Annotated in this window: 16 protein-coding genes; 13 read left to right on the top strand and 3 right to left on the bottom strand. The window is 71.7% G+C overall.

Translation table 11 applies throughout. From position 1 onward, the window contains the following. The first annotated feature begins 3 nt into the window (after nucleotides 1-3). The 6 genes from FB467_RS12935 to FB467_RS12910 all read left to right on the top strand — a co-directional run bounded on the left by FB467_RS12935 (nucleotide 4) and on the right by FB467_RS12910 (nucleotide 3760). Nucleotides 4-891, top strand: coding sequence for an inositol monophosphatase family protein (locus tag FB467_RS12935; RefSeq protein ID WP_141785463.1), 888 nt, complete (start codon nucleotides 4-6; stop codon nucleotides 889-891). A 209-nt stretch (nucleotides 892-1100) separates the two neighbouring features. Then, nucleotides 1101-1400: a DUF4193 domain-containing protein gene (locus FB467_RS12930; protein WP_141785462.1), complete on the top strand. Its 300-nt coding sequence runs from the start codon at nucleotides 1101-1103 to the stop codon at nucleotides 1398-1400. 48 nt (nucleotides 1401-1448) lie between these two features. Further along, nucleotides 1449-1955, top strand: coding sequence for a dUTP diphosphatase (gene dut / locus FB467_RS12925; protein ID WP_141785461.1), 507 nt, complete (start codon nucleotides 1449-1451; stop codon nucleotides 1953-1955). An 8-nt stretch (nucleotides 1956-1963) separates the two neighbouring features. Beyond that, nucleotides 1964-2716, top strand: a complete 753-nt coding sequence (locus FB467_RS12920) for a DUF3710 domain-containing protein (RefSeq protein ID WP_170230712.1) — start codon at nucleotides 1964-1966, stop codon at nucleotides 2714-2716. Further along, entirely contained in the window at nucleotides 2713-3078 is a 366-nt protein-coding gene (locus FB467_RS12915; RefSeq protein WP_141785460.1) for an OB-fold nucleic acid binding domain-containing protein, read from the top strand. The genes FB467_RS12920 and FB467_RS12915 overlap by 4 nt, the downstream gene beginning before the upstream one ends. Continuing rightward, nucleotides 3071-3760 (top strand): DUF3159 domain-containing protein, encoded by a 690-nt coding sequence (locus FB467_RS12910; protein ID WP_141785459.1) that lies wholly within the window; start codon nucleotides 3071-3073, stop codon nucleotides 3758-3760. Before FB467_RS12915 ends, FB467_RS12910 begins: the two co-directional genes overlap by 8 nt. Before the next feature lie 43 nt (nucleotides 3761-3803). Here the strand turns inward: FB467_RS12910 and FB467_RS12905 are convergent, their stop codons facing one another. Together FB467_RS12905 and FB467_RS12900 are read right to left on the bottom strand one after the other, a co-directional pair. After that, on the bottom strand, nucleotides 3804-4496 hold the full coding sequence (locus tag FB467_RS12905; protein ID WP_141785458.1) for a potassium channel family protein: 693 nt from the start codon (nucleotides 4494-4496) through the stop codon (nucleotides 3804-3806). Nucleotides 4497-4509: 13 nt separating this feature from the next. After that, a complete protein-coding gene (locus FB467_RS12900; RefSeq protein ID WP_141785457.1) occupies nucleotides 4510-5172 on the bottom strand; it encodes a potassium channel family protein in 663 nt (220 codons plus the stop codon). A 64-nt stretch (nucleotides 5173-5236) separates the two neighbouring features. Between FB467_RS12900 and FB467_RS12895 the strand changes: the two genes are divergently transcribed. The 3 genes from FB467_RS12895 to FB467_RS12885 all read left to right on the top strand — a co-directional run bounded on the left by FB467_RS12895 (nucleotide 5237) and on the right by FB467_RS12885 (nucleotide 11425). Next, nucleotides 5237-7213, top strand: a complete 1977-nt coding sequence (locus tag FB467_RS12895) for an APC family permease (RefSeq protein ID WP_141785456.1) — start codon at nucleotides 5237-5239, stop codon at nucleotides 7211-7213. Between the two features lie 10 nt (nucleotides 7214-7223). Next, nucleotides 7224-8477, top strand: coding sequence for a class I SAM-dependent RNA methyltransferase (locus FB467_RS12890; RefSeq protein WP_141785455.1), 1254 nt, complete (start codon nucleotides 7224-7226; stop codon nucleotides 8475-8477). 125 nt (nucleotides 8478-8602) lie between these two features. Beyond that, a complete protein-coding gene (locus FB467_RS12885) occupies nucleotides 8603-11425 on the top strand; it encodes an aconitate hydratase (RefSeq protein WP_141785454.1) in 2823 nt (940 codons plus the stop codon). A gap of 224 nt (nucleotides 11426-11649) precedes the next feature. Here the strand turns inward: FB467_RS12885 and FB467_RS19335 are convergent, their stop codons facing one another. Continuing rightward, on the bottom strand, nucleotides 11650-14535 hold the full coding sequence (locus FB467_RS19335; RefSeq protein WP_342354732.1) for a helix-turn-helix transcriptional regulator: 2886 nt from the start codon (nucleotides 14533-14535) through the stop codon (nucleotides 11650-11652). A gap of 155 nt (nucleotides 14536-14690) precedes the next feature. Between FB467_RS19335 and FB467_RS12875 the strand changes: the two genes are divergently transcribed. From FB467_RS12875 to FB467_RS12860, 4 genes are read left to right on the top strand one after another with little or no spacing between them, the layout of a single operon-like run. Continuing rightward, complete coding sequence (locus FB467_RS12875) at nucleotides 14691-15773, top strand: siderophore ABC transporter substrate-binding protein (RefSeq protein ID WP_141785452.1); 1083 nt, start codon at nucleotides 14691-14693, stop codon at nucleotides 15771-15773. A gap of 11 nt (nucleotides 15774-15784) precedes the next feature. Further along, entirely contained in the window at nucleotides 15785-16771 is a 987-nt protein-coding gene (locus tag FB467_RS12870) for an ABC transporter permease (protein WP_141785451.1), read from the top strand. Then, a complete protein-coding gene (locus tag FB467_RS12865) occupies nucleotides 16764-17816 on the top strand; it encodes an iron chelate uptake ABC transporter family permease subunit (RefSeq protein WP_211350606.1) in 1053 nt (350 codons plus the stop codon). The genes FB467_RS12870 and FB467_RS12865 overlap by 8 nt, the downstream gene beginning before the upstream one ends. Then, entirely contained in the window at nucleotides 17813-18568 is a 756-nt protein-coding gene (locus FB467_RS12860) for an iron ABC transporter ATP-binding protein (protein WP_141785450.1), read from the top strand. Before FB467_RS12865 ends, FB467_RS12860 begins: the two co-directional genes overlap by 4 nt. The last annotated feature ends 12 nt before the right edge of the window (nucleotides 18569-18580 follow it).

The following is an 18580-nucleotide window of genomic DNA, read 5'->3' as shown; positions in this document are numbered from 1 at the left end:
CCTGTGCTCCCCACCCCTGACTGGGCGGACGCCCGGGACGTGCCGCCCCCGGCCCGGCTGGCGGACCTGGAGGCGCTGGCCGTGGACCTCGCGGTGCGCGCCGGCCGGTTCGTGCGCGGCGACCGGCCGGCGACGGTGCAGGTGGCCACCACGAAGTCCACCCCGCTGGACGTGGTGACCGCGATGGACACCGGCAGCGAGGACCTCATCCGGGCCGAGCTGGCCCGGCGGTGCCCGGAGGACGGGGTGCTGGGCGAGGAGGAGGGCCTGACCGTCGGCACCTCGGGGCTGACCTGGGTGGTGGACCCGATCGACGGCACCGTGAACTACCTCTACGACATCCCGGCGTATGCCGTGTCCGTCGCCGTGGTGGTCGGTGACCCCAGGGTCCCCGGGGGGTGGCTCCCGGTGGCCGGGGCGGTCAGCAACCCGCGGGTCGACGAGGTCTTCCGGGCACACCTGGGCGGGGGCGGCTGCGTCCACCCGATGGGCGAGGTCGCGGGGTACCATCCTGCCGGCGAGCGGCCTGCCCGCGCGATCGCGCTGGAGGTGGGGCAGCAGACCGACCCGTCCCTGGCCCTGGTGGGGACCGGCTTCTCCTACGACCGGGTCGAGCGCGCGGCCCAGGCCGAACTTGCCCTGCGCGTCCTGGCGGAGGTCAGGGACCTGCGCCGGATCGGCAGCGCCGCGCTCGACCTGTGCTCGGTGGCCGCCGGACGCTTCGACGCGTACTACGAGGCGGGGCTGCACGCGTGGGACGTGGCGGCGGGTGCCCTGCTGGTCCGGGAGGCCGGCGGCGTGGTCACCGGTCTGGACGCTCCCGGAGGTCGTGGCCCGCTGCTCGCCAGCGGTCCGGCACTGCACGGTCCGCTCGGGACGTTGATCCGGTAGAACCGCAGGTCGCAGGCTCGGTGACCCCCCGCCTAGCCACCGCACCACACCATGCGGCACAATCGCGGCGCATCACTGCGACGCGTTCACCGGGAACGGGCACAAAATCGGTGGCCGCGACGTTAAGAGGCCAGGTTCCATTACGAGTTCCACGAGCGCGGACCACGCCAGGTCCGTCCGGCACAATCTCCGAGGGAGGGAGAACTGTCATGGCGACTGACTATGACGCTCCACGCAAGACCGACGACGACCTCAGCGAGGACTCGCTGGAGGAGTTGAAGGCGCGGCGGGCGGACAAGTCCTCCTCCAGCGTCGACGTCGACGAGACGGAGCACGCGGAGGGTTTCGAGCTGCCCGGCGCCGACCTGAGCGGCGAGGAGCTCTCGGTGCGGGTGCTGCCCCGCCAGAGCGACGAATTCACCTGCTCGCGGTGCTTCCTGGTGCACCACCGCAGCCAGCTGGCCAAAGAGGTCGGCGGGCTTCCGGTGTGCACCGAGTGCGCCGCCTGACCTGCGCGATCGCCGACCCGGCCAGCAACACGGGTAGCCTCGGTCCACGTGACTGACCGACCTGCTGTTCCCGTGCTGTTGCGCCGGCTCGACGAGGGGTTGCCGGTGCCGCACCGGGCCCACCCGGGCGACGCGGGGGTCGACCTGTATGCGGCGGCCGGGTGCGAGCTGGCGCCGGGGGAGCGCTCGCTGGTGCCGACCGGCGTCGCGATCGCGTTGCCCGACGGCTACGCCGCCTTCGTCCACCCCCGGTCCGGGTTGGCGGCGCGCCACGGCATCACCATCCTGAACGCACCCGGCACGGTCGACGCCGGCTACCGCGGCGAGATCCAGGTGAACCTGCACAACAGCGACCCGGTGAACTCGTTCGTGGTGCGGCGCGGCGACCGGATCGCCCAGCTCGTCGTCCAGGAGGTCACCCCGGTCAGGTTCACCGAGGTGACGACCCTGCCGGGCAGCGACCGCGGCGAGAGCGGGCACGGGGACTCCGGCGGCTTCGGCGGCCCGGAGCGTCCCGAGACAGATTCCACCCCATCCACCACCGAGAAGAACTGAGGCGTCCGTTGGCCATCTTCGGCAGGAAGAAGAGCACCCCCGACGAGGTCGAGGAGGTCGACGTCGACGAGGCGCCGGCGGCTCCCGAGGGGCAGCCCGGCGTGGACCGGGACTGGGACCGGCCGGTCGACGGGCCGTTCGACATCAGCGAGCGCCCCGACCTGTCCGGCCGGGTCGACCTGGGGCCGTTGAAGATCCCGGCCGTCAAGGGCATGGAGCTGCGGTTGGACGTGGAGCAGGGGAGCAACCAGGTCGTCGGGGTGACCTGCACCCTCGCGCAGTCCAAGATCCAGTTGCAGGCCTTCGCCGCGCCCAAGTCGCGCGGTGTCTGGTCCGAGATCCGGCCGCAGATCGTCGAGGGACTGGTGAACGCCGGCGGCCAGGCCGAGGTCGTCGACGGGGTGCTCGGCAAGGAGGTCGTCGCGCAGTTGCCGGCCCGCACCACCGACGGCCGGGCGGTGCTCCAGCCGGCCCGCTTCCTGGGGGTCGACGGGCCGCGCTGGTTCCTGCGCGCGGTGATCAACGGCCCCGCGGCCACCAGCCCGCAGGCGCTGCCCGCCATCCAGACCTTCGTCCGGCTCGTCGTGGTCGACCGGGGTGAGGAGCCCCGTCCGCCCCGTGAGGTGTTGCACCTGAGCCCGCCCGCCGAGTTCGTCGAGGAGATGAACAGGCGCGCCGCCGCGGCCAAGGCCGCCAAGACGGCGCAGGCCTCCCAGCGGGCCGCCGACCTGCCCGGGGCGGAGCCGGACGAGCAGCAATGAACATGATCTCCCGGGTGCTGGACCGGCTGGGTCAGGACCAGGCCCAGCAGGAGGCCGACGACCTGGCCCGCGCCTGTGCGCGCACCGGCTGCACCCGCATCGCCGACCTGGTGCCGCGGCAGACCGCCCGGGTCACCGGGGCGGTGCACAGCCTGGCCGTCCAGCCCGCGCAGAGCCCACCCCGGCTCGAGGTGGAGCTGTACGACGGCACGGGCGTGCTGCGGTTGGCCTGGTTGGGGCGGCGCAGCATCGACGGCATCCGCCCGGGCGCCTACCTGACCGTCTGGGGCCGGGTCACCGAGGTGGACGACCAGGCCACCATGTTCAACCCCGGCTACGAACTGCTGCCGCACCATGTCTGAGCACGGGTCGGCCGACGCCACCGAACGCGGGGCGACCGCGGAGGAGACCGTCGAGGCGGTCATCCGCAAGCGGCTCAAGGATGCCCTCGGAGGGTGGTACGGCTCCCTCGAGACGGCCCTGCCGACGGTGGCCTTCGTCGCCGTGTGGGTGCTCCGCAGCGAGGTCCGGCCGGCCCTGATCGCGGCCGGCGCGATCACGCTGATCCTGCTCGGCATCCGGTTGGCCGTCGGGGGGTCACCGCGGTTCGTCCTCACCTCGATCTTCGCCACCGCGATTGCCGCCTTCTTCGCACTGCGCTCAGGGCGGGCCGAGGACGCCTTCCTCCCCGGCATCCTCACCTCCGCGGCCTACGGGGTCGGTGCCCTGGTGTCCATCATGGCGCGCTGGCCGCTGCTGGGCTTCCTGGTCGCCGTCGGCGACCCGGACTACACCAAGGACCCCACCGGCTGGCGCAAGGACTCGGCCCTGGTCAGGGTCTGCTCCCGGCTCACCTGGGTCCTGGTGGGTCTGTTCGTGGTGCGGGTGGCGATCATGCTGCCGCTGTACCTGGCCGGTGAGGTCGCCTGGCTCGGCGTGGCCAAGGTGGTGCTCGGCTGGCCCCTCTACCTGCTGGCGGTCGTGGTGATGGGCGTGCTCCTCACGGTCGGCCGGACGCCGCACCGGGAGGGCGCCACCGGCTGAGCCCGCACCAGCGGGTCCCCACCCGTTGGGTGAGGCCGGTCGGTCAGTCGTCGTCCTCGCGGACCTCCCGCGGACGGGAGTCGGGGTTCAACGTGGTCGCCAGCTGGTGCTGGGCCTCGGGCGGGCAGAGGAACAGCAACTCGTCACCGGCCTCGACCGCCTCGTCGGGACTCGGGACGATCGGGCGCCCGTCGCGGAGTACGGCCGTCATCAGGGTGTCGGCGGGCAGCGGGATGTCACCGACCCGGGTGCCGACGAAGGGGCTCGTGGGCGGCAGCGTGAGCTCGACCATCTGGATGTTCCCCTGCTGGAACTCGAACAGCGACACGACGTCGCCGACGACCACGGCCTCCTCGACGAGGGCGGTCATCAGCCGCGGGGTGGACACGGCGACGTCGACCCCCCACGACTCGTTGAACAGCCACTCGTTGCGCGGGTTGTTCACCCGCGCCACGGTGCGGGGGACGGCGAACTCGGTGCGGGCCAGGAAGGAGACCACGAGGTTGACCTTGTCGTCCCCGGAGGAGCACACCACGTGGTCGTAGTCGGCCAGGTGCACCTGCTCGAGGGTGCTGATCTCACAGGCGTCGGCGATCACCCACTCGGCCGCCGGCAGCTGGGACACCCGGGCCTGGTCGGCGTCCCGGTCGATGATGAGCACGTCGTGCCCGTTGTTGATCAGCTCCCGGGCGATGGACCGGCCCACGCTGCCCGCGCCGACGACGACGATCTTCACGGCATACCCTCCCTCACTCCTCAGGCGGCGTCTGCTCGAGGCGGTGCACCACCTGGGGCAGGGTGTACCGGTCGGCGATCAGGTGCACCTCGTCGCCGTCCTGGTAGACGGTGCCCGGTGTGGGCAGCAGCGCGTCACCGAGCCGGGTGACGAAGCCGACCCGGGTGCCGCTGAACTCCTCCACCTCGGTCAGCCGCCGCCCGATCCACCCAGGGTTGAGGTGCACCCCGGCCAGGGCCAGCCGGCCGCTGGGCTCGAAGTAGTCGGGCGTCGCCCCGGAGGGCAGCAGGTGGTGCAGCGTCTGGTCCGCGGCCCAGCGCACGGTCGCCACGGTGGGGATGCCGAGGCGCTGGTAGATCTCCGCCCGGGCGGGGTCGTAGATGCGGGCGACCACCCGCTGCACGCCGAAGGTCTCCCGGGCCACCCGGGCGGCGATGATGTTGGAGTTGTCGCCGCTGCTGACGGCGGCGAAGGCATACGCCGACCCGATCCCGGCCGCCTTCATCACCTCGCGGTCGAAACCGACCCCCCGGACCCGCTGCCCCTGGAAGTCCTTGCCCAAGCGGGCGAAGGCCGCGGGGTCCTGGTCGATCATGGCCACGGCGTGCCCGCGGCGCTCCAGACTGTGCGCCAGCGTGGCGCCGACGCGGCCGCAGCCCATGATCACGAAGTGCACGGGTCTGACGCTACCCCGCTCCGGCGTCCTGCCGTGGCACCCGGACGTCCCTAGACTCGCCACCATGGAGTCCGGTCGGTTGGTCAAGCGCGTCCTCGTGGGGCGGGCGCTGCGCACCGACCGTCTCCACGAGGAGCTGCTGCCGCGGCGCCTCGGGCTGCCGGTGTTCGCCAGCGACGCGCTGTCCTCGGTGGCCTACGCACCCGACGAGATCGTGGTCACCCTGGCGCTGGCCGGTGGCGTGACCGCGCTGACCCACTCCTGGAGCGTCACCGTCGCCGTCTGCGTGGTGATGATGCTGATCATCGCCTCCTACCGGCAGACGGTGTACGCCTACCCCGGCGGGGGAGGCGACTACGAGGTGGCCTCGACCAACCTCGGGCCCCGCGCCGGCCTGGGGGTGGGCGCCGCCCTGATGGTCGACTACGTGCTGACCGTGGCGGTGTCGGTCTCGGCGGGGGTGCAGAACGCCGCCTCGGCGCTGGGCTTCCTGCGCGGCTTCGAGCCGGTGGCCGCGGCCGTCCTGATCGGCGTGCTGGCCCTCAGCAACCTGCGCGGGGTCCGCGAGTCCGGCAGGGCGCTCGCCGTGCCCGTCTACGCCTTCCTGGCGGCCATGGCGGCGCTGATCGGCGTGGGCTTCTACCAGTGGGCGACCGGGTCGCTGCACAAGGCGGCCTCGGCCGCCTACGAGCTGGTGCCGGCGGACGGCTACGAGGCGCTCACCGCGTTCGGCCTGGGGCTGCTCCTGCTGCGGGCGTTCTCCTCCGGCACGGTCGCGCTGACCGGCGTGCAGGGCGTCGCCAACGGCGTGCCCGCGTTGCGCAAGCCCCGCAGCAGGAACGCCGCCTCGATCCTGGTGATGATGGCGGCCCTGTCGATCACCATCCTGCTCTCGGTGATCGTGCTGACCCGGGCGACCGGGATCCAGATCGCGCAGAACCCCCAGGAGCAGCTGCGCCTGGACGGCGTGCCGGTCCCCGACGACCTGGTGCAGGACACCGTGCTGGGCCAGCTGTCCACCACCGTCTTCGGCGCCGACAGCCTGGGCCTGCTGCTGGTCTCCATCTGCACCGGCGTGATGCTCGTGGTCGCCGCCAACACGGCATACAACGGGTTCCCGGTGCTGGCCTCCCGGCTGGCCCGGGACCGGTTCCTGCCGACCGACCTGGTCAGCCGCGGGCGCCGGCTGGCCTTCTCCAACGGGATCCTGCTCCTGTCCGCCGCCGCGCTGGCCCTGGTGCTGCTCTACCGGGCCACGGTGACCGACCTGATCCACATGTACGTGGTGGGAGTGTTCGTCTCCTTCACGCTGAGCCAGCTCGGCATGGTCCGGCACTGGAACCGGCACCTGCGCACGGAGCTCAGCCTGCACAACCGCCGCGCGATGATCCGCAGCCGGGCGATCAATCTCGCCGGCGCCACCTGCGCCCTGACCGTGCTCACGGTCGTGGTGCTCACCCGGTTCGTGCACGGCGCAGGGGTCGCCCTGCTCGGCATCGGCCTGCTCTGGATGGTGATGACGATGGTCTACAACTACCACCGGTCCGTGGACAAGGACCTGGCCCTGCCGCCGGAGGGCAGCGACGCCAGCCAGATCGTCCCCTCCCGGGTCTACGCGCTGGTCTACGTGCCCCAGCTGGACCGGGCCACCATGCGGGCGCTGGCCTACGCCCGGGCCAGCCGTCCGCAGGAGCTCGAGGCGGTCACCACCGACGTGCTGCCCGAACGGACCCTGGAGCTGCAGCGGGAGTGGGCCCGGCGCGGCCTGCCGGTCACCCTGCGGACGCTGGAGTCCCCCTACCGGGAGTCGGTCCGGCCGGTGATCGACTACGTGCGCCGGCTGCACCGTGACCGGCCGCGGGAGGTCGTGGTGGTCTACGTCGCCGAGTACGTCTCGGAGCGCTGGTGGGTCCGCTGGGTCCGCGACCGCGCCGAGGAGCGGCTGCGGCGGGAGCTGTTGCGCACCCCCGGGGTGATGCTGGTGACCGTCCCCTGGCAGGGACAGGCCACCGCGCAAGGCGCGGGGGCCGGGAGGCGGTAGCGTCGCCCGGGTGAGCCACCCCACCACCACCGAGGAACTGCCGGTCGGCAGCGTCCTGGAGGTCACCGTCGAGACGGTGGCCCACGGCGGACACTGCGTCGCGCGGCACGAGGGGCGGGTGCTCTTCGTCCGGCACACGCTGCCGGGAGAGCGGGTGCGGGCCCGGGTGACCGGCGAGGGCCCCGGCGGCCGGTTCCTGCGGGCCGACGCCGTGGAGGTGCTCGAGCCCGCGGCCGGGCGGGTCGAGCCGCCCTGTCCATATGCCGGGCCCGCCCGCTGCGGTGGGTGCGACTGGCAGCACGCCGACCTGGCCACCCAGCGCGAGCTCAAGCGGGCGGTGGTGCTGGAGCAGTTCGACCGGCTGGCCGGCATCGACCTGCCCGCGGCGCTGGGCCGCGACGTGGTCGTCGAACCCGTCCCCGGCGACGAGGCCGGCCTGCGCTGGCGGACGCGGGTGGAGTTCGCCGTCGACGGGACCGGGCGCCCCGGGCTGCGCGGGCACCGCTCGCACGAGGTCATCCCGGTGGAGGACTGCATGATCGCCCGGGACGCCGTGGTCGGCACCGGCGTGCTGCGGCGGCGCTTCCCGGGGCAGCGTGCCGTCGACGTGATCGCGCCCTCGGGCGGCGAGCCGGTGTTGGTGCCGGTCCCGGGCGGGACCGAGCGGGCGCCGCTGGTGCTCGAGCGGGTCCCGACCCCGACGGGCACCGGCGAGTTCGAGTTCGGGGTGGCGGCGCGGGGCTTCTGGCAGGTCCACCCGGGGGCGCCGGAGACCTTCCTCCGCACGGTGCTCGGCTGGCTGGACCCCCGCCCGGGGGAGCGCGCGCTGGACCTGTATGCCGGGGTCGGCCTGTTCGCCGCGGCCCTGGCCGACGCCGTCGGGGACTCCGGCCGGGTGCATGCCGTCGAGGGGGACCGGCTCGCCGTGGAGCACGCGCGGGACAACCTGACGCCCTGGGCGGGGGTGCGGGTGACCCGTGACCGGGTGGACCGTGCGGTGCGCCGGATGGCGCGCGCGGGCGAGCGGGCGGACCTGGTGGTCCTCGACCCGCCGCGCTCCGGCGCCGGGAAGGCCGTGGTCCGGGACGTGGCGCGGCTGGGCCCGCGGGCCGTCGCCTACGTCGCGTGCGACCCCGCGGCGCTGGCCCGGGACGTCGGGTATGCCCGCGACGCCGGGCTGGACCTGGTGGACCTGCGCGTCTTCGACGCCTTCCCGATGACCCACCACATGGAGTGCATCGCCCTGCTCGTCCCGGCCGGCTGACGGCATACGGCTGTCGGACAGCTCAGGCGAGGCTCGCTAGCGGGTTCCTGCCGGGTGCGGGAGACTTGGGTCAATGTGTGAGATCATGTATCTTGACGTCAAGATATCTGGGAAGGAGCCCCACCGTGAGCGGCACATCAGACAGCTTCGGAGCCAAAGGAACCCTGCAGGTAGGTGACGCGAGCTACCAGATCTACCGGATCGGCGGGATCGAGGGAGCTTCGGACCTCCCGTACAGCTTGAAGGTGCTGTTGGAGAACCTGCTGCGCACCGAGGACGGTGCGAACATCACCGCCGACCACATCACCGCGCTGGCGCAGTGGGACGAGAACGCCGACCCGAGCACCGAGATCCAGTTCACCCCCGCGCGGGTGATCATGCAGGACTTCACCGGTGTCCCGTGCATCGTCGACCTCGCCACGATGCGCGAGGCGATGGCCGACCTGAGCGGCGACCCGTCCAAGATCAACCCGCTGGTGCCGACCGAGCTGGTCATCGACCACTCGGTGATCATCGACGTCTTCGGGCGCGCCGACGCCTTCGAGCGCAACGTGGAGATCGAGTACCAGCGCAACGGGGAACGCTACCAGTTCCTGCGGTGGGGGCAGACGGCCTTCGAGGACTTCAAGGTCGTCCCGCCGGGCACCGGCATCGTGCACCAGGTCAACATCGAGCACCTGGCCCGCACCGTGATGACCCGCGAGGTCGACGGCGAGCTGACCGCCTACCCCGACACCTGCGTCGGCACCGACTCGCACACCACGATGGTCAACGGGCTCGGCGTCCTCGGCTGGGGCGTCGGCGGCATCGAGGCCGAGGCCGCCATGCTCGGCCAGCCGGTGTCCATGCTCATCCCGCGGGTGGTCGGCTTCAAGCTCTCCGGGGCGATCCCGGCCGGGGCGACGGCCACCGACGTGGTGCTCACGATCACCGAGATGCTGCGCGAGCACGGCGTGGTCGGCAAGTTCGTCGAGTTCTACGGCGACGGCGTGGCCCAGGTGCCGCTGGCCAACCGGGCCACCATCGGCAACATGAGCCCCGAGTTCGGCTCGACCGCGGCGATCTTCCCGATCGACGACGTGACCCTGGACTACCTGCGGCTGACCGGTCGCTCCGAGGACCAGGTCGCGCTGGTGGAGGCCTACGCCAAGGAGCAGGGCATGTGGCACGACCCCTCGGTGGAGCCGCGCTTCTCCGAGCGCCTCGAGCTGGACCTGTCCACCGTGGTGCCCTCGATCGCGGGCCCGAAGCGGCCCCAGGACCGGGTCGCGGTCACCGAGGCCAAGGAGCAGTTCCGCAACGACCTGAAGAACTACGTCGTGAACGGCAACCGGATCGAGAAGAGCTCGGTCGACCAGGAGCTGCGGGACAGCTTCCCGGCATCCGACGCGCCGAGCCACGACGCGCACGAGGAGTCGGAGTCCGCCGGGCGGCCCAGCCACTCGGCTGCCCGCGTCAACGGGGACCGGGCCAGCAACCCGGCCACGGTCACCCTGGACGGCGCGGAGGTCACGATCGACCACGGCCACGTGGTGATCGCCTCGATCACCAGCTGCACCAACACCTCCAACCCCTCGGTGATGATGGCGGCCGCCATGCTGGCCAAGAACGCCGTCGAGCGGGGCCTGACCGTCCCGCCGTGGGTGAAGACCTCGATGGCCCCGGGCTCCAAGGTGGTCACCGGCTACTTCGAAAAGGCCGGCATGTGGCCCTACCTGGAGAAGCTGGGCTTCCACCTGGTCGGCTACGGGTGCACCACCTGCATCGGCAACTCCGGACCGATCATCGAGGAGGTGTCCCAGGCGGTCAACGACAACGACCTGGCGGTCACCTCGGTGCTCTCCGGCAACCGGAACTTCGAGGGCCGGATCAACCCGGACGTGAAGATGAACTACCTGGCCTCACCGCCGCTGGTCATCGCCTACGCCCTGGCCGGCACGATGGACTTCGACTTCGAGTCCGAGCCGCTGGGTCAGGACACCGACGGCAACGACGTCTTCCTGAGGGACCTGTGGCCTTCCCCGGACGAGGTGGAGCGCACCATCGCCTCCTCGATCAGCCGGGAGATGTTCACCGAGGACTACTCCGACGTGTTCGCCGGCGACGAGCGCTGGCAGTCGCTGCCCACCCCGGACGGAAAGACCTTCGAGTGGGCGGACGAGTCGACCTACGTGCGCAAGCCCCCGTACTTCGAGGGGATGGACGCTGCCCCGACCCCGGTCGAGGACGTCTCCGGCGCCCGGGTGCTGGCCAAGCTGGGCGACTCGGTCACCACCGACCACATCAGCCCGGCGGGCTCCATCAAGGGCGACAGCCCGGCCGGCCGGTACCTCGCCGAGCACGGCATCGAGCGCAAGGACTTCAACTCCTACGGCTCGCGCCGCGGCAACCACGAGGTGATGATCCGCGGCACCTTCGCCAACATCCGGCTGCGCAACCAGTTGCTGGATGGGGTCGAGGGCGGCTTCACCCGCAACCTGCTGGACGGCTCCACCGAGCCGGTCGCGATCTTCGACGCGGCCCAGGTCTACGCCGAGGCCGGTGTCCCGCTGGTCGTGCTGGCCGGCAAGGAGTACGGCTCCGGGTCCTCCCGTGACTGGGCGGCCAAGGGCACCCGCCTGCTGGGCGTCAAGGTCGTGATCGCCGAGTCCTACGAGCGGATCCACCGGTCCAACCTGATCGGGATGGGCGTCCTGCCGCTGCAGTACCCGCAGGGGCAGACCGCCGACTCGCTGGGGCTGGACGGCACCGAGACCTTCTCCTTCGCCGGCATCACCGCGCTGAACGAGGGCAGCACCCCTGCCACCGTGCACGTGACGGCCGAGAAGGAGGGCGGCGAGACGGTCGAGTTCGACGCCGTGGTCCGGATCGACACCCCTGGTGAGGCGGACTACTACCGCAACGACGGGATCCTGCAGTACGTCCTGCGGTCGCTGGTCTCCGCCTGACCCAGACCGCACAGGGCCCCCGCACCGGACGTCTGGTGCGGGGGCCCTGCCGTTGTCCCGGCCCAGTGGTATGCCGGGGGGCACGGAACGGCCCCCGTCCTGAGTGTCACCGGCCACGGATCAGGGTCGGACGGGAGCCGCGGGGAGTACCCACTGAGAACGCTAGGGCGCGAACGGATCTCACACCTCAGTAGCCGACTACTGAACTGGCCCCGGGAGGTCGCTCAGGGGAGCGGACTCTCGAGCTCGGAGGTCCCCACCAGGCCCGCGAGCTGACTACGGTGGGTCACCCCGAGCTTGCCGAACACCTGGTAGAGGTGGGACTCCACGGTGCGCACCGACAGCGTCAGTTCGGCCGCGATCGCCGCGTTGCTCAGGCCGCGGGCGGCGAGCCGGGTCACCTCGGCCTCCCGGGCGGTCAGGTGCGCGAGGGCGGGCGCCACCTCGAGGGCGGGGGACCGGGCGCCCTCGCAGCGGGCGGCGAGCACCCTGCTGCGGGCCGCTGCGCGTTCCGCCGCGGCGGGCAGCCTGGCCCGGCGGTAGGCGACCGCGGCGTGCCCGGCCGCCTCGGCCGCCAGCAGGTGCGCACCCAGCCCGGTGAAGTGGTCGGCGACCTCCTCCAGGGCGGGACCATCGCCTTCGGCCAGCGCCCTGACGTGGGAGACGGTCAGGTGGATCGGTCCGTCCCCGCCGCCGCCCCCGGGGGCCAGGGCCTCCAGCGCCTCCAGGTCCGGGAGGACGCTGCGGGGAGGCGCCCCGAGCAGGGCGGCCAGGTGCACCAGCCGGGCCCGGTGGACGAGCATCTCCGGGAAGTCGGGCATGCCGGCCCGGGCGACGGCGATGGCCTCGGTGGTCCTCCCGTGGACCCAGTGGACCAGGGCGCGGGCGGTGACCAGGTCGACCTCGTGCCGTGCCGGGACCTGGGGGAGCTGGGTGGCCTCGGCCCGGGCCAGGGACAGCCGGGCGGCGGACCCGTCGCCGGAGAGTGCCTGCGCCTGGGCGAGGAGCGCCAGGGCCCAGGAGAGCTGCCCCCCGTGGTCGTTCCGTCCGTAGGCGTGCACCGCCTCGACCAGGGTGGGGACCGCCGAGGCCACCAGCCCGCACCGTAGCTGACAGGCGCCCAGGACCATCGTGGCCAGGCTGGTGACCGCCGGGTCCGGCACGGAGCCCAGCTGTTCCTGGAGGTGCAGCGAGAGCTCCAGGGCGGCACCGGCGGCCCCCTCGGACGCCCGGGCGAGCACCTCCTGCAGCATCGCGTTGGCCAGTCCCCGGGCGGCCAGGGCCGGTTCGTGGTCGGCCAGGTCCCGCAGCTGCGCATGCGCCCGCCGGGCCCGGTCGAACTCGGCCCGGTAGATCAGGGCCTCCCCGGCCTGCTCCAGCGCCATCAGCCGGGCCAGCGCCGGGACCCGGTCGGGGTCCGCCCCGAGCACCGGCCCGATGAGCCGGAGCGTCTCGGCCAGGTGGCCCTGGGAGAGGGCGATCGCCCCCGAGTAGACGGCGACGAGCGACTCCGTCGGCCTGATCCCGGTGCCGGGTGCGGCGGGGCGGGCGGCGTCGGCGCGGCGCAACATGTCCCGGGCCTGCTCGATCCGGCCCAGCCCCAGGAGCAGGGACGTGTGCCGGGTGTCCAGGTAGTGCTGGTGCAGTTGTGCCGACCCGTCGGCCAGGACGTCCGGCTCGAGGGCGGCGAGCACCTCCTCGGCCGCGGCGTAGGAGTTCTGTCCGTTGAGGGCGGCGGCGAGCTCGATCCCGGCACTGGCGGAGCGTGGCTCGACCCGCAGAGCCGCCCTGGCCAGTCGTTCCGCCAGGGGGTGGTCGAAGAACCGGTTGGCCAGGGCCGCGGCCTCCCGCAGCAGGTCCACCGGGACCGGGTCGCCCAGGGCCAGCTGCCACCGCGCCAGGCGCACCGTGTCCAGTCCGCTGCGGTGCCCGCCGGCGGCCTGCAGGTCCTCGACCAGGAGGCGGCGCAACCGCCGCTCCTGCAATGTCCCGACCCCCGCCAGGGCGAGCTCGCCGTAGAGCGGGTGGGACACCCGCAGCCCCGGCGCACCCTCGGCCGCCCCGGCGACCGCGACCAGACCGGCGGCCTCCAGGGTATGCACGGCAGCGGGGTCCAGGGCGCGCTCGGCCAGGCCCAGGGGCAACGGTTCACCCATCGCGACCAGGGCCAGCGCCTCCCGCTCGGCGGACCCCAGGGCGCCGAGCCGCTGGTCGACGGCGTCCACCAGGCGGGGCGCCAGGACGAGTGCGCCGTCCCAGGTCCACACCCCGTCGACCTGCCGCATCGTCCCGGACTCGACCGCCCCGCGGACCAGTTCGCCCGCGAACAGCACGTTGCCACCGCTCACCGCGGCCAGACGCTGCCGGGTGCGCCGCGCGACCGGGCCCTCGAGCAGGGCGTCGATGAACGACTCGGTCTGCGCCGGTGAGAAGGGCTGCAGGTCGATCCGGTGCGCCAGCCCGTCCCGCCACAGGGCGGTGATCGCGTCGGGTGCGGGCTCACCGTGGCGCACGGTGACCAGCACCGTGGCCGCGCCGCTGACGCAGAGGTGGAGCAGCAGGGCGGCGCCCCCGGGGTCGAGCAGGTGGGCGTCGTCCACGGCGAGGACCACGGGGGCTGCGCCGTCCCGTCCCTCGGTCAGCCTGGCGGCCACCGCGGCGTGCCAGGAGTCGGAGTCCTGGTGGTCGGTCGGTGCCCGGTCCGGCACCAGCCCGGCGAGGGAGCCGTACGGGATCTCCACCGCCGACCGGGTCGCGACGCTGAGGTGGACCCGGCGCCCGCGCCCCTCCAGGACGGCCAGCACCTCGCGCAGCAGCCGGGTCTTGCCCACTCCGGTGGGCCCGGCCAGCACGGCGCCGCCGGTCCCTTCAGGCCGGCCGTCCGCCGGGACCTGCGGGGTCCCGGGGTCCAGCAGCTGCACGACCTGCTCCACTTCGCCCTCCCGGGCATGGAAGGGCCAACGATCCGGGGGTTCCACGGACCGCGACCTGAGCGGGGTACCGGCGATCGGGCTGCCTCTGTCGAACGGCTGGCGGTGGAGCGCCTCCGATCCTATCGAGCCCGTGCGGCGGCCCGGCGGCGGTGACCGGGCTGGTGTGACCGACGCCATGCGGGGGTGGGTCGAGCTACCCATCGGTGTTAGGTTAGGCTTGCCTGTGTCGGTTACTCCGCTGCTTCGCAGGATGTTTGGCGGGTTCGCCGGCCCTCTTGTTGCCCGCAACCCTAGGGCCCGTCTGCACGGGTCACGAGTCACGAAGGATCTGCATGCACACGTCACGTCTTTTCCGCCTGGCCGCCGGCGCCGGCATCCTGTCCCTGGCCCTGGCCGCCTGCGGCGGTGAGTCCGATGGCGACTCCGGGGACGACAACGGCTCGCAAGCCGCCGCCGAGGGCTCCGAGGGCTCCGACAGCGCCGAGGGCTCAGACGGCGCCGAGGAGACCGGTAGCGCCGAAGGGGACGGCGAAGCGCAGCCGTCGGAGGTCACCGTCGAGGACAACAATGGCCCGCAGACGATCAGCCTGCCGCTGGAGTCGGTGGTGGCGACCGACAACCGCACCTTCGAGACGCTGGCCGACTGGGACGTCGAGCTCAGCGCCGCGGCGGTGTCCCTGATGCCCGACACGATCTCCTACGCCTCGGACGACTCCATCGTCGACCTCGGCAACCACCGGGAGCCCAACCTCGAGGCGGTCGTCAGCGCCAAGCCGGACCTGATCGTGAACGGGCAGCGCTTCGCCCAGTACCACGACGACCTGGCCAAGTACGCCCCCGACGCCGTGGTGCTCGAGCTCGACCCGCGTGAGGGCGAGCCGTTCGACGAGGAGCTGCGCCGGCAGATCTCGGTGCTGGGCGAGGTCTTCGGCAAGCAGGCCGAGGCCGAGCAGCTGATCGGTGACTTCGACGCCTCCATCGAGCGGGTGAACGCCGCCTACCAGGACGGTGACACCGTCATGGCGCTGATCACCTCCGGCGGTGAGATCGGCTACGTCGCCCCCGGGGTAGGACGCACGCTCGGCCCCGCCTTCGACATCTTCGGGCTGACCCCGGCGCTGGAGGTGGAGGGCAGCGAGGACCACCAGGGCGACGACATCTCGGTCGAGGCCATCGCCGAGTCCAACCCGGACTGGATCCTGGTGATGGACCGTGACGCAGCGGTCGCCGCGGACGACCCGAACTACTCCCCGGCGGCGGAGGTGCTGGAGGACTCCGAGGCCCTGCAGAACGTCACGGCGATCCAGGAGGGCAACCTCGTCTACATGCCGGCCGACACCTACACCAACGAGGGCATCCAGACCTACACGGAGTTCTTCAACACCCTGGCGGACGCGCTCGAGGCGAAGAACTGACCGTCGACCCGGTGACCACTAGCGCGAGCACGCTCAGGGCCCCGGACCGGGGGAAGCTGTTCAACCTTCCCCTGGTCCTGGGGGCCCTCGGCGTGCTCGCGCTGCTGGTGCTGTCCCTGCTCACCGGCGAGTACGACATCTTCGGCCGGGAAGACGGCGGGCAGATGTTCGCGATCAGCCGGATCCCCCGGACGATCGCGCTCGTGCTGGCCGGTGCCGCGATGGCGATGTCCGGTCTGGTCATGCAGCTGCTGACGCAGAACCGGTTCGTCGAGCCGACCACGACCGGGACGACCGAGTGGGCCGGGCTGGGTCTGCTCGGGGTGCTGATCGTGATGCCGGATGCGAGCATCCTCACCCGGATGGTGGGTGCCGTGGTGGCCGCCTTCATCGGTACCATGGTCTTCTTCGCCTTCCTCCGTCGGGTCTCGTTGCGCAGCTCGCTGATCGTGCCCATCGTCGGGATCATGCTCGGCGCGGTGGTGGGGTCGTTGTCCACCTTCGTCGCGCTGAAGACCGACATGCTGCAGCAGCTGGGCATCTGGTTCGGCGGCAGCTTCACCTCGGTGATCCGTGGGCAGTACGAGGTGCTCTGGATCGTGCTGCTGGTCGGGGTCGCGATCTTCGTCGTGGCCGACCGGTTCACCGTGGCCGGGCTGGGGGAGGAGATCGCCACCAACGTCGGGCTCAATTACAACCGGCTCATCCTGGTCGGTACGGGACTGATCGCGATCGCGACGGGCGTGGTCACCGTGGTGGTCGGCAACCTGCCCTTCCTCGGCCTGATCGTGCCCAACATCGTCTCGATGTTCCGCGGCGACGACCTCCGCAGCAACCTGCCGTGGGTCTGCCTGCTCGGCATCGCCATCGTGACCGTCTGCGACCTGATCGGCCGGACCATCATCAGCCCGTTCGAGGTGCAGGTGTCGCTGATCCTGGGCATCGTCGGTGCCGTCGTCTTCGTCTACCTCCTGCTGAGGCAGCGGCGCCGTGTCTGACCTGACGACCCTCCGCATACCCTCCCGGGTCCCTCCGGACCGGACGCGGGACTCGGGTGCCCTGCCAACCCGGCACTCCAGGGTCCGCTACCGGCTGGTGGTCGGGACCCTGCTGGTGCTGGCTGTCGGGTTCGGCTTCGGCCGCCTGGCCTGGGGGAACCCCGAACCGTTCGGGACCGAAGGCTTCTGGTTGATCGCCGAGATGCGGGTGACCGACCTGACCGTGATGGCCATCGTCGCGTTCTGCCAGGCCACCGCCACGGTGAGCTTCCAGACCGTCACCCACAACCGGATCATCACCCCCTCGATCATGGGGTTCGAGTCGCTCTACGTCCTGGTGCAGACCTCCGCGGTGTACTTCCTCGGGGTCGCCGGACTGGTGGCGCTGACCGGGACACGCCAGTTCGTCCTCCAGGTCGTGTTGATGGTGGGGCTGTCCCTCCTGCTCTACGGCTGGCTGCTGTCGGGCCGCTACGGCAACATCCACGTGATGCTGCTGATCGGGATCATCATCGGCGGGGGACTGGGCTCCATCTCCAGCTTCATGCAGCGGTTGCTGACGCCCAGCGACTTCGACGTCCTCACCGCGCGGCTGTTCGGCTCGGTCACCAACGCCAACGCCGGCTACTTCCCGGTCGCCATCCCGCTGTGCCTGGGTGCGGGCCTGCTGCTGTGGGCCGGCTCCCACCGGCTCAACGTGGTCGCCCTGGGCAAGGACGCCACCCTCAACCTGGGACTGAACCACCGGCGCGAGGTGCTGCGGGTGCTCTTCCTGGTCTCCATCCTGATGGCGGTCTCCACCGCGCTGGTCGGGCCGATGACCTTCCTCGGCTTCCTGGTCGCCACCCTCGCCTACCAGTTGGCGGACACCTACGACCACCGGCGGGTCTTCCCGGTCGCCTTCCTGATCGGCTTCGTGGTGCTCTCGGGGGCCTACTTCATCCTGAAGAACGTCTTCTACGCAGAGGGCGTCGTGTCCATCATCATCGAGCTCGTCGGCGGCTCGGTGTTCCTCTACGTCATCCTGAAGAAGGGCCGGCTGTGATCACGCTGACCAACGTCCTGAAGAACTACAGCAGCGAGGTGCAGATCGGCCCCGTGGACCTGGAGATCCCGGCCGGCGGGATCACCGCGCTGGTGGGTCCCAACGGGGCCGGCAAGTCCACCCTGCTGACGATGATCGGGCGACTCCTCGGACTGGACGACGGGGCCATCGAGGTCGCCGGCTACGACGTGTCGACCACGGCCTCCAAGGACCTGGCCAAGATCATCTCGATCCTGCGCCAGGAGAACCACTTCATCACCCGTCTCACGGTGCGCCAGCTGGTCGGCTTCGGCCGGTTCCCCTATAGCAAGGGGCGGCTGACCAGGGCGGACGAGGAGATCATCAGCCGGGCGATCGACTTCCTGCACCTGACCGAGCTGGAGGGTCGCTACCTGGACCAGCTCTCCGGTGGTCAGCGCCAACGCGCCTACGTGGCGATGGTGCTGGCCCAGGACACCGAATACGTGTTGCTGGACGAGCCGCTGAACAACCTGGACATGCAGCACTCGGTGCACATGATGCGGCACCTGAAGGAGGCCGCGGCCGAGCTCGGCCGGACCATCATCATCGTGTTGCACGACATCAACTTCGCCGGTCACTACGCCGACCACATCTGTGCGGTCAAGAACGGCCGGGTCGTCGAGTTCGGCACGGCCGCGGCGATGATGGACGGCCAGATCCTGACCCGTGTCTTCGACACCCCGGTGCAGGTCATCGACGGGCCGAACGGCGCACTGGCCGTCTACTACTGACGCACCACCCGA

Origin of the sequence: Ornithinicoccus hortensis (genome assembly GCF_006716185.1) — a bacterium.
Taxonomy (GTDB): Bacteria; Actinomycetota; Actinomycetes; order Actinomycetales; family Dermatophilaceae; genus Ornithinicoccus; species Ornithinicoccus hortensis.
Note: the sequence above shows the minus strand (reverse complement) of the source record. Positions and strands in the feature narration are given on the sequence as shown.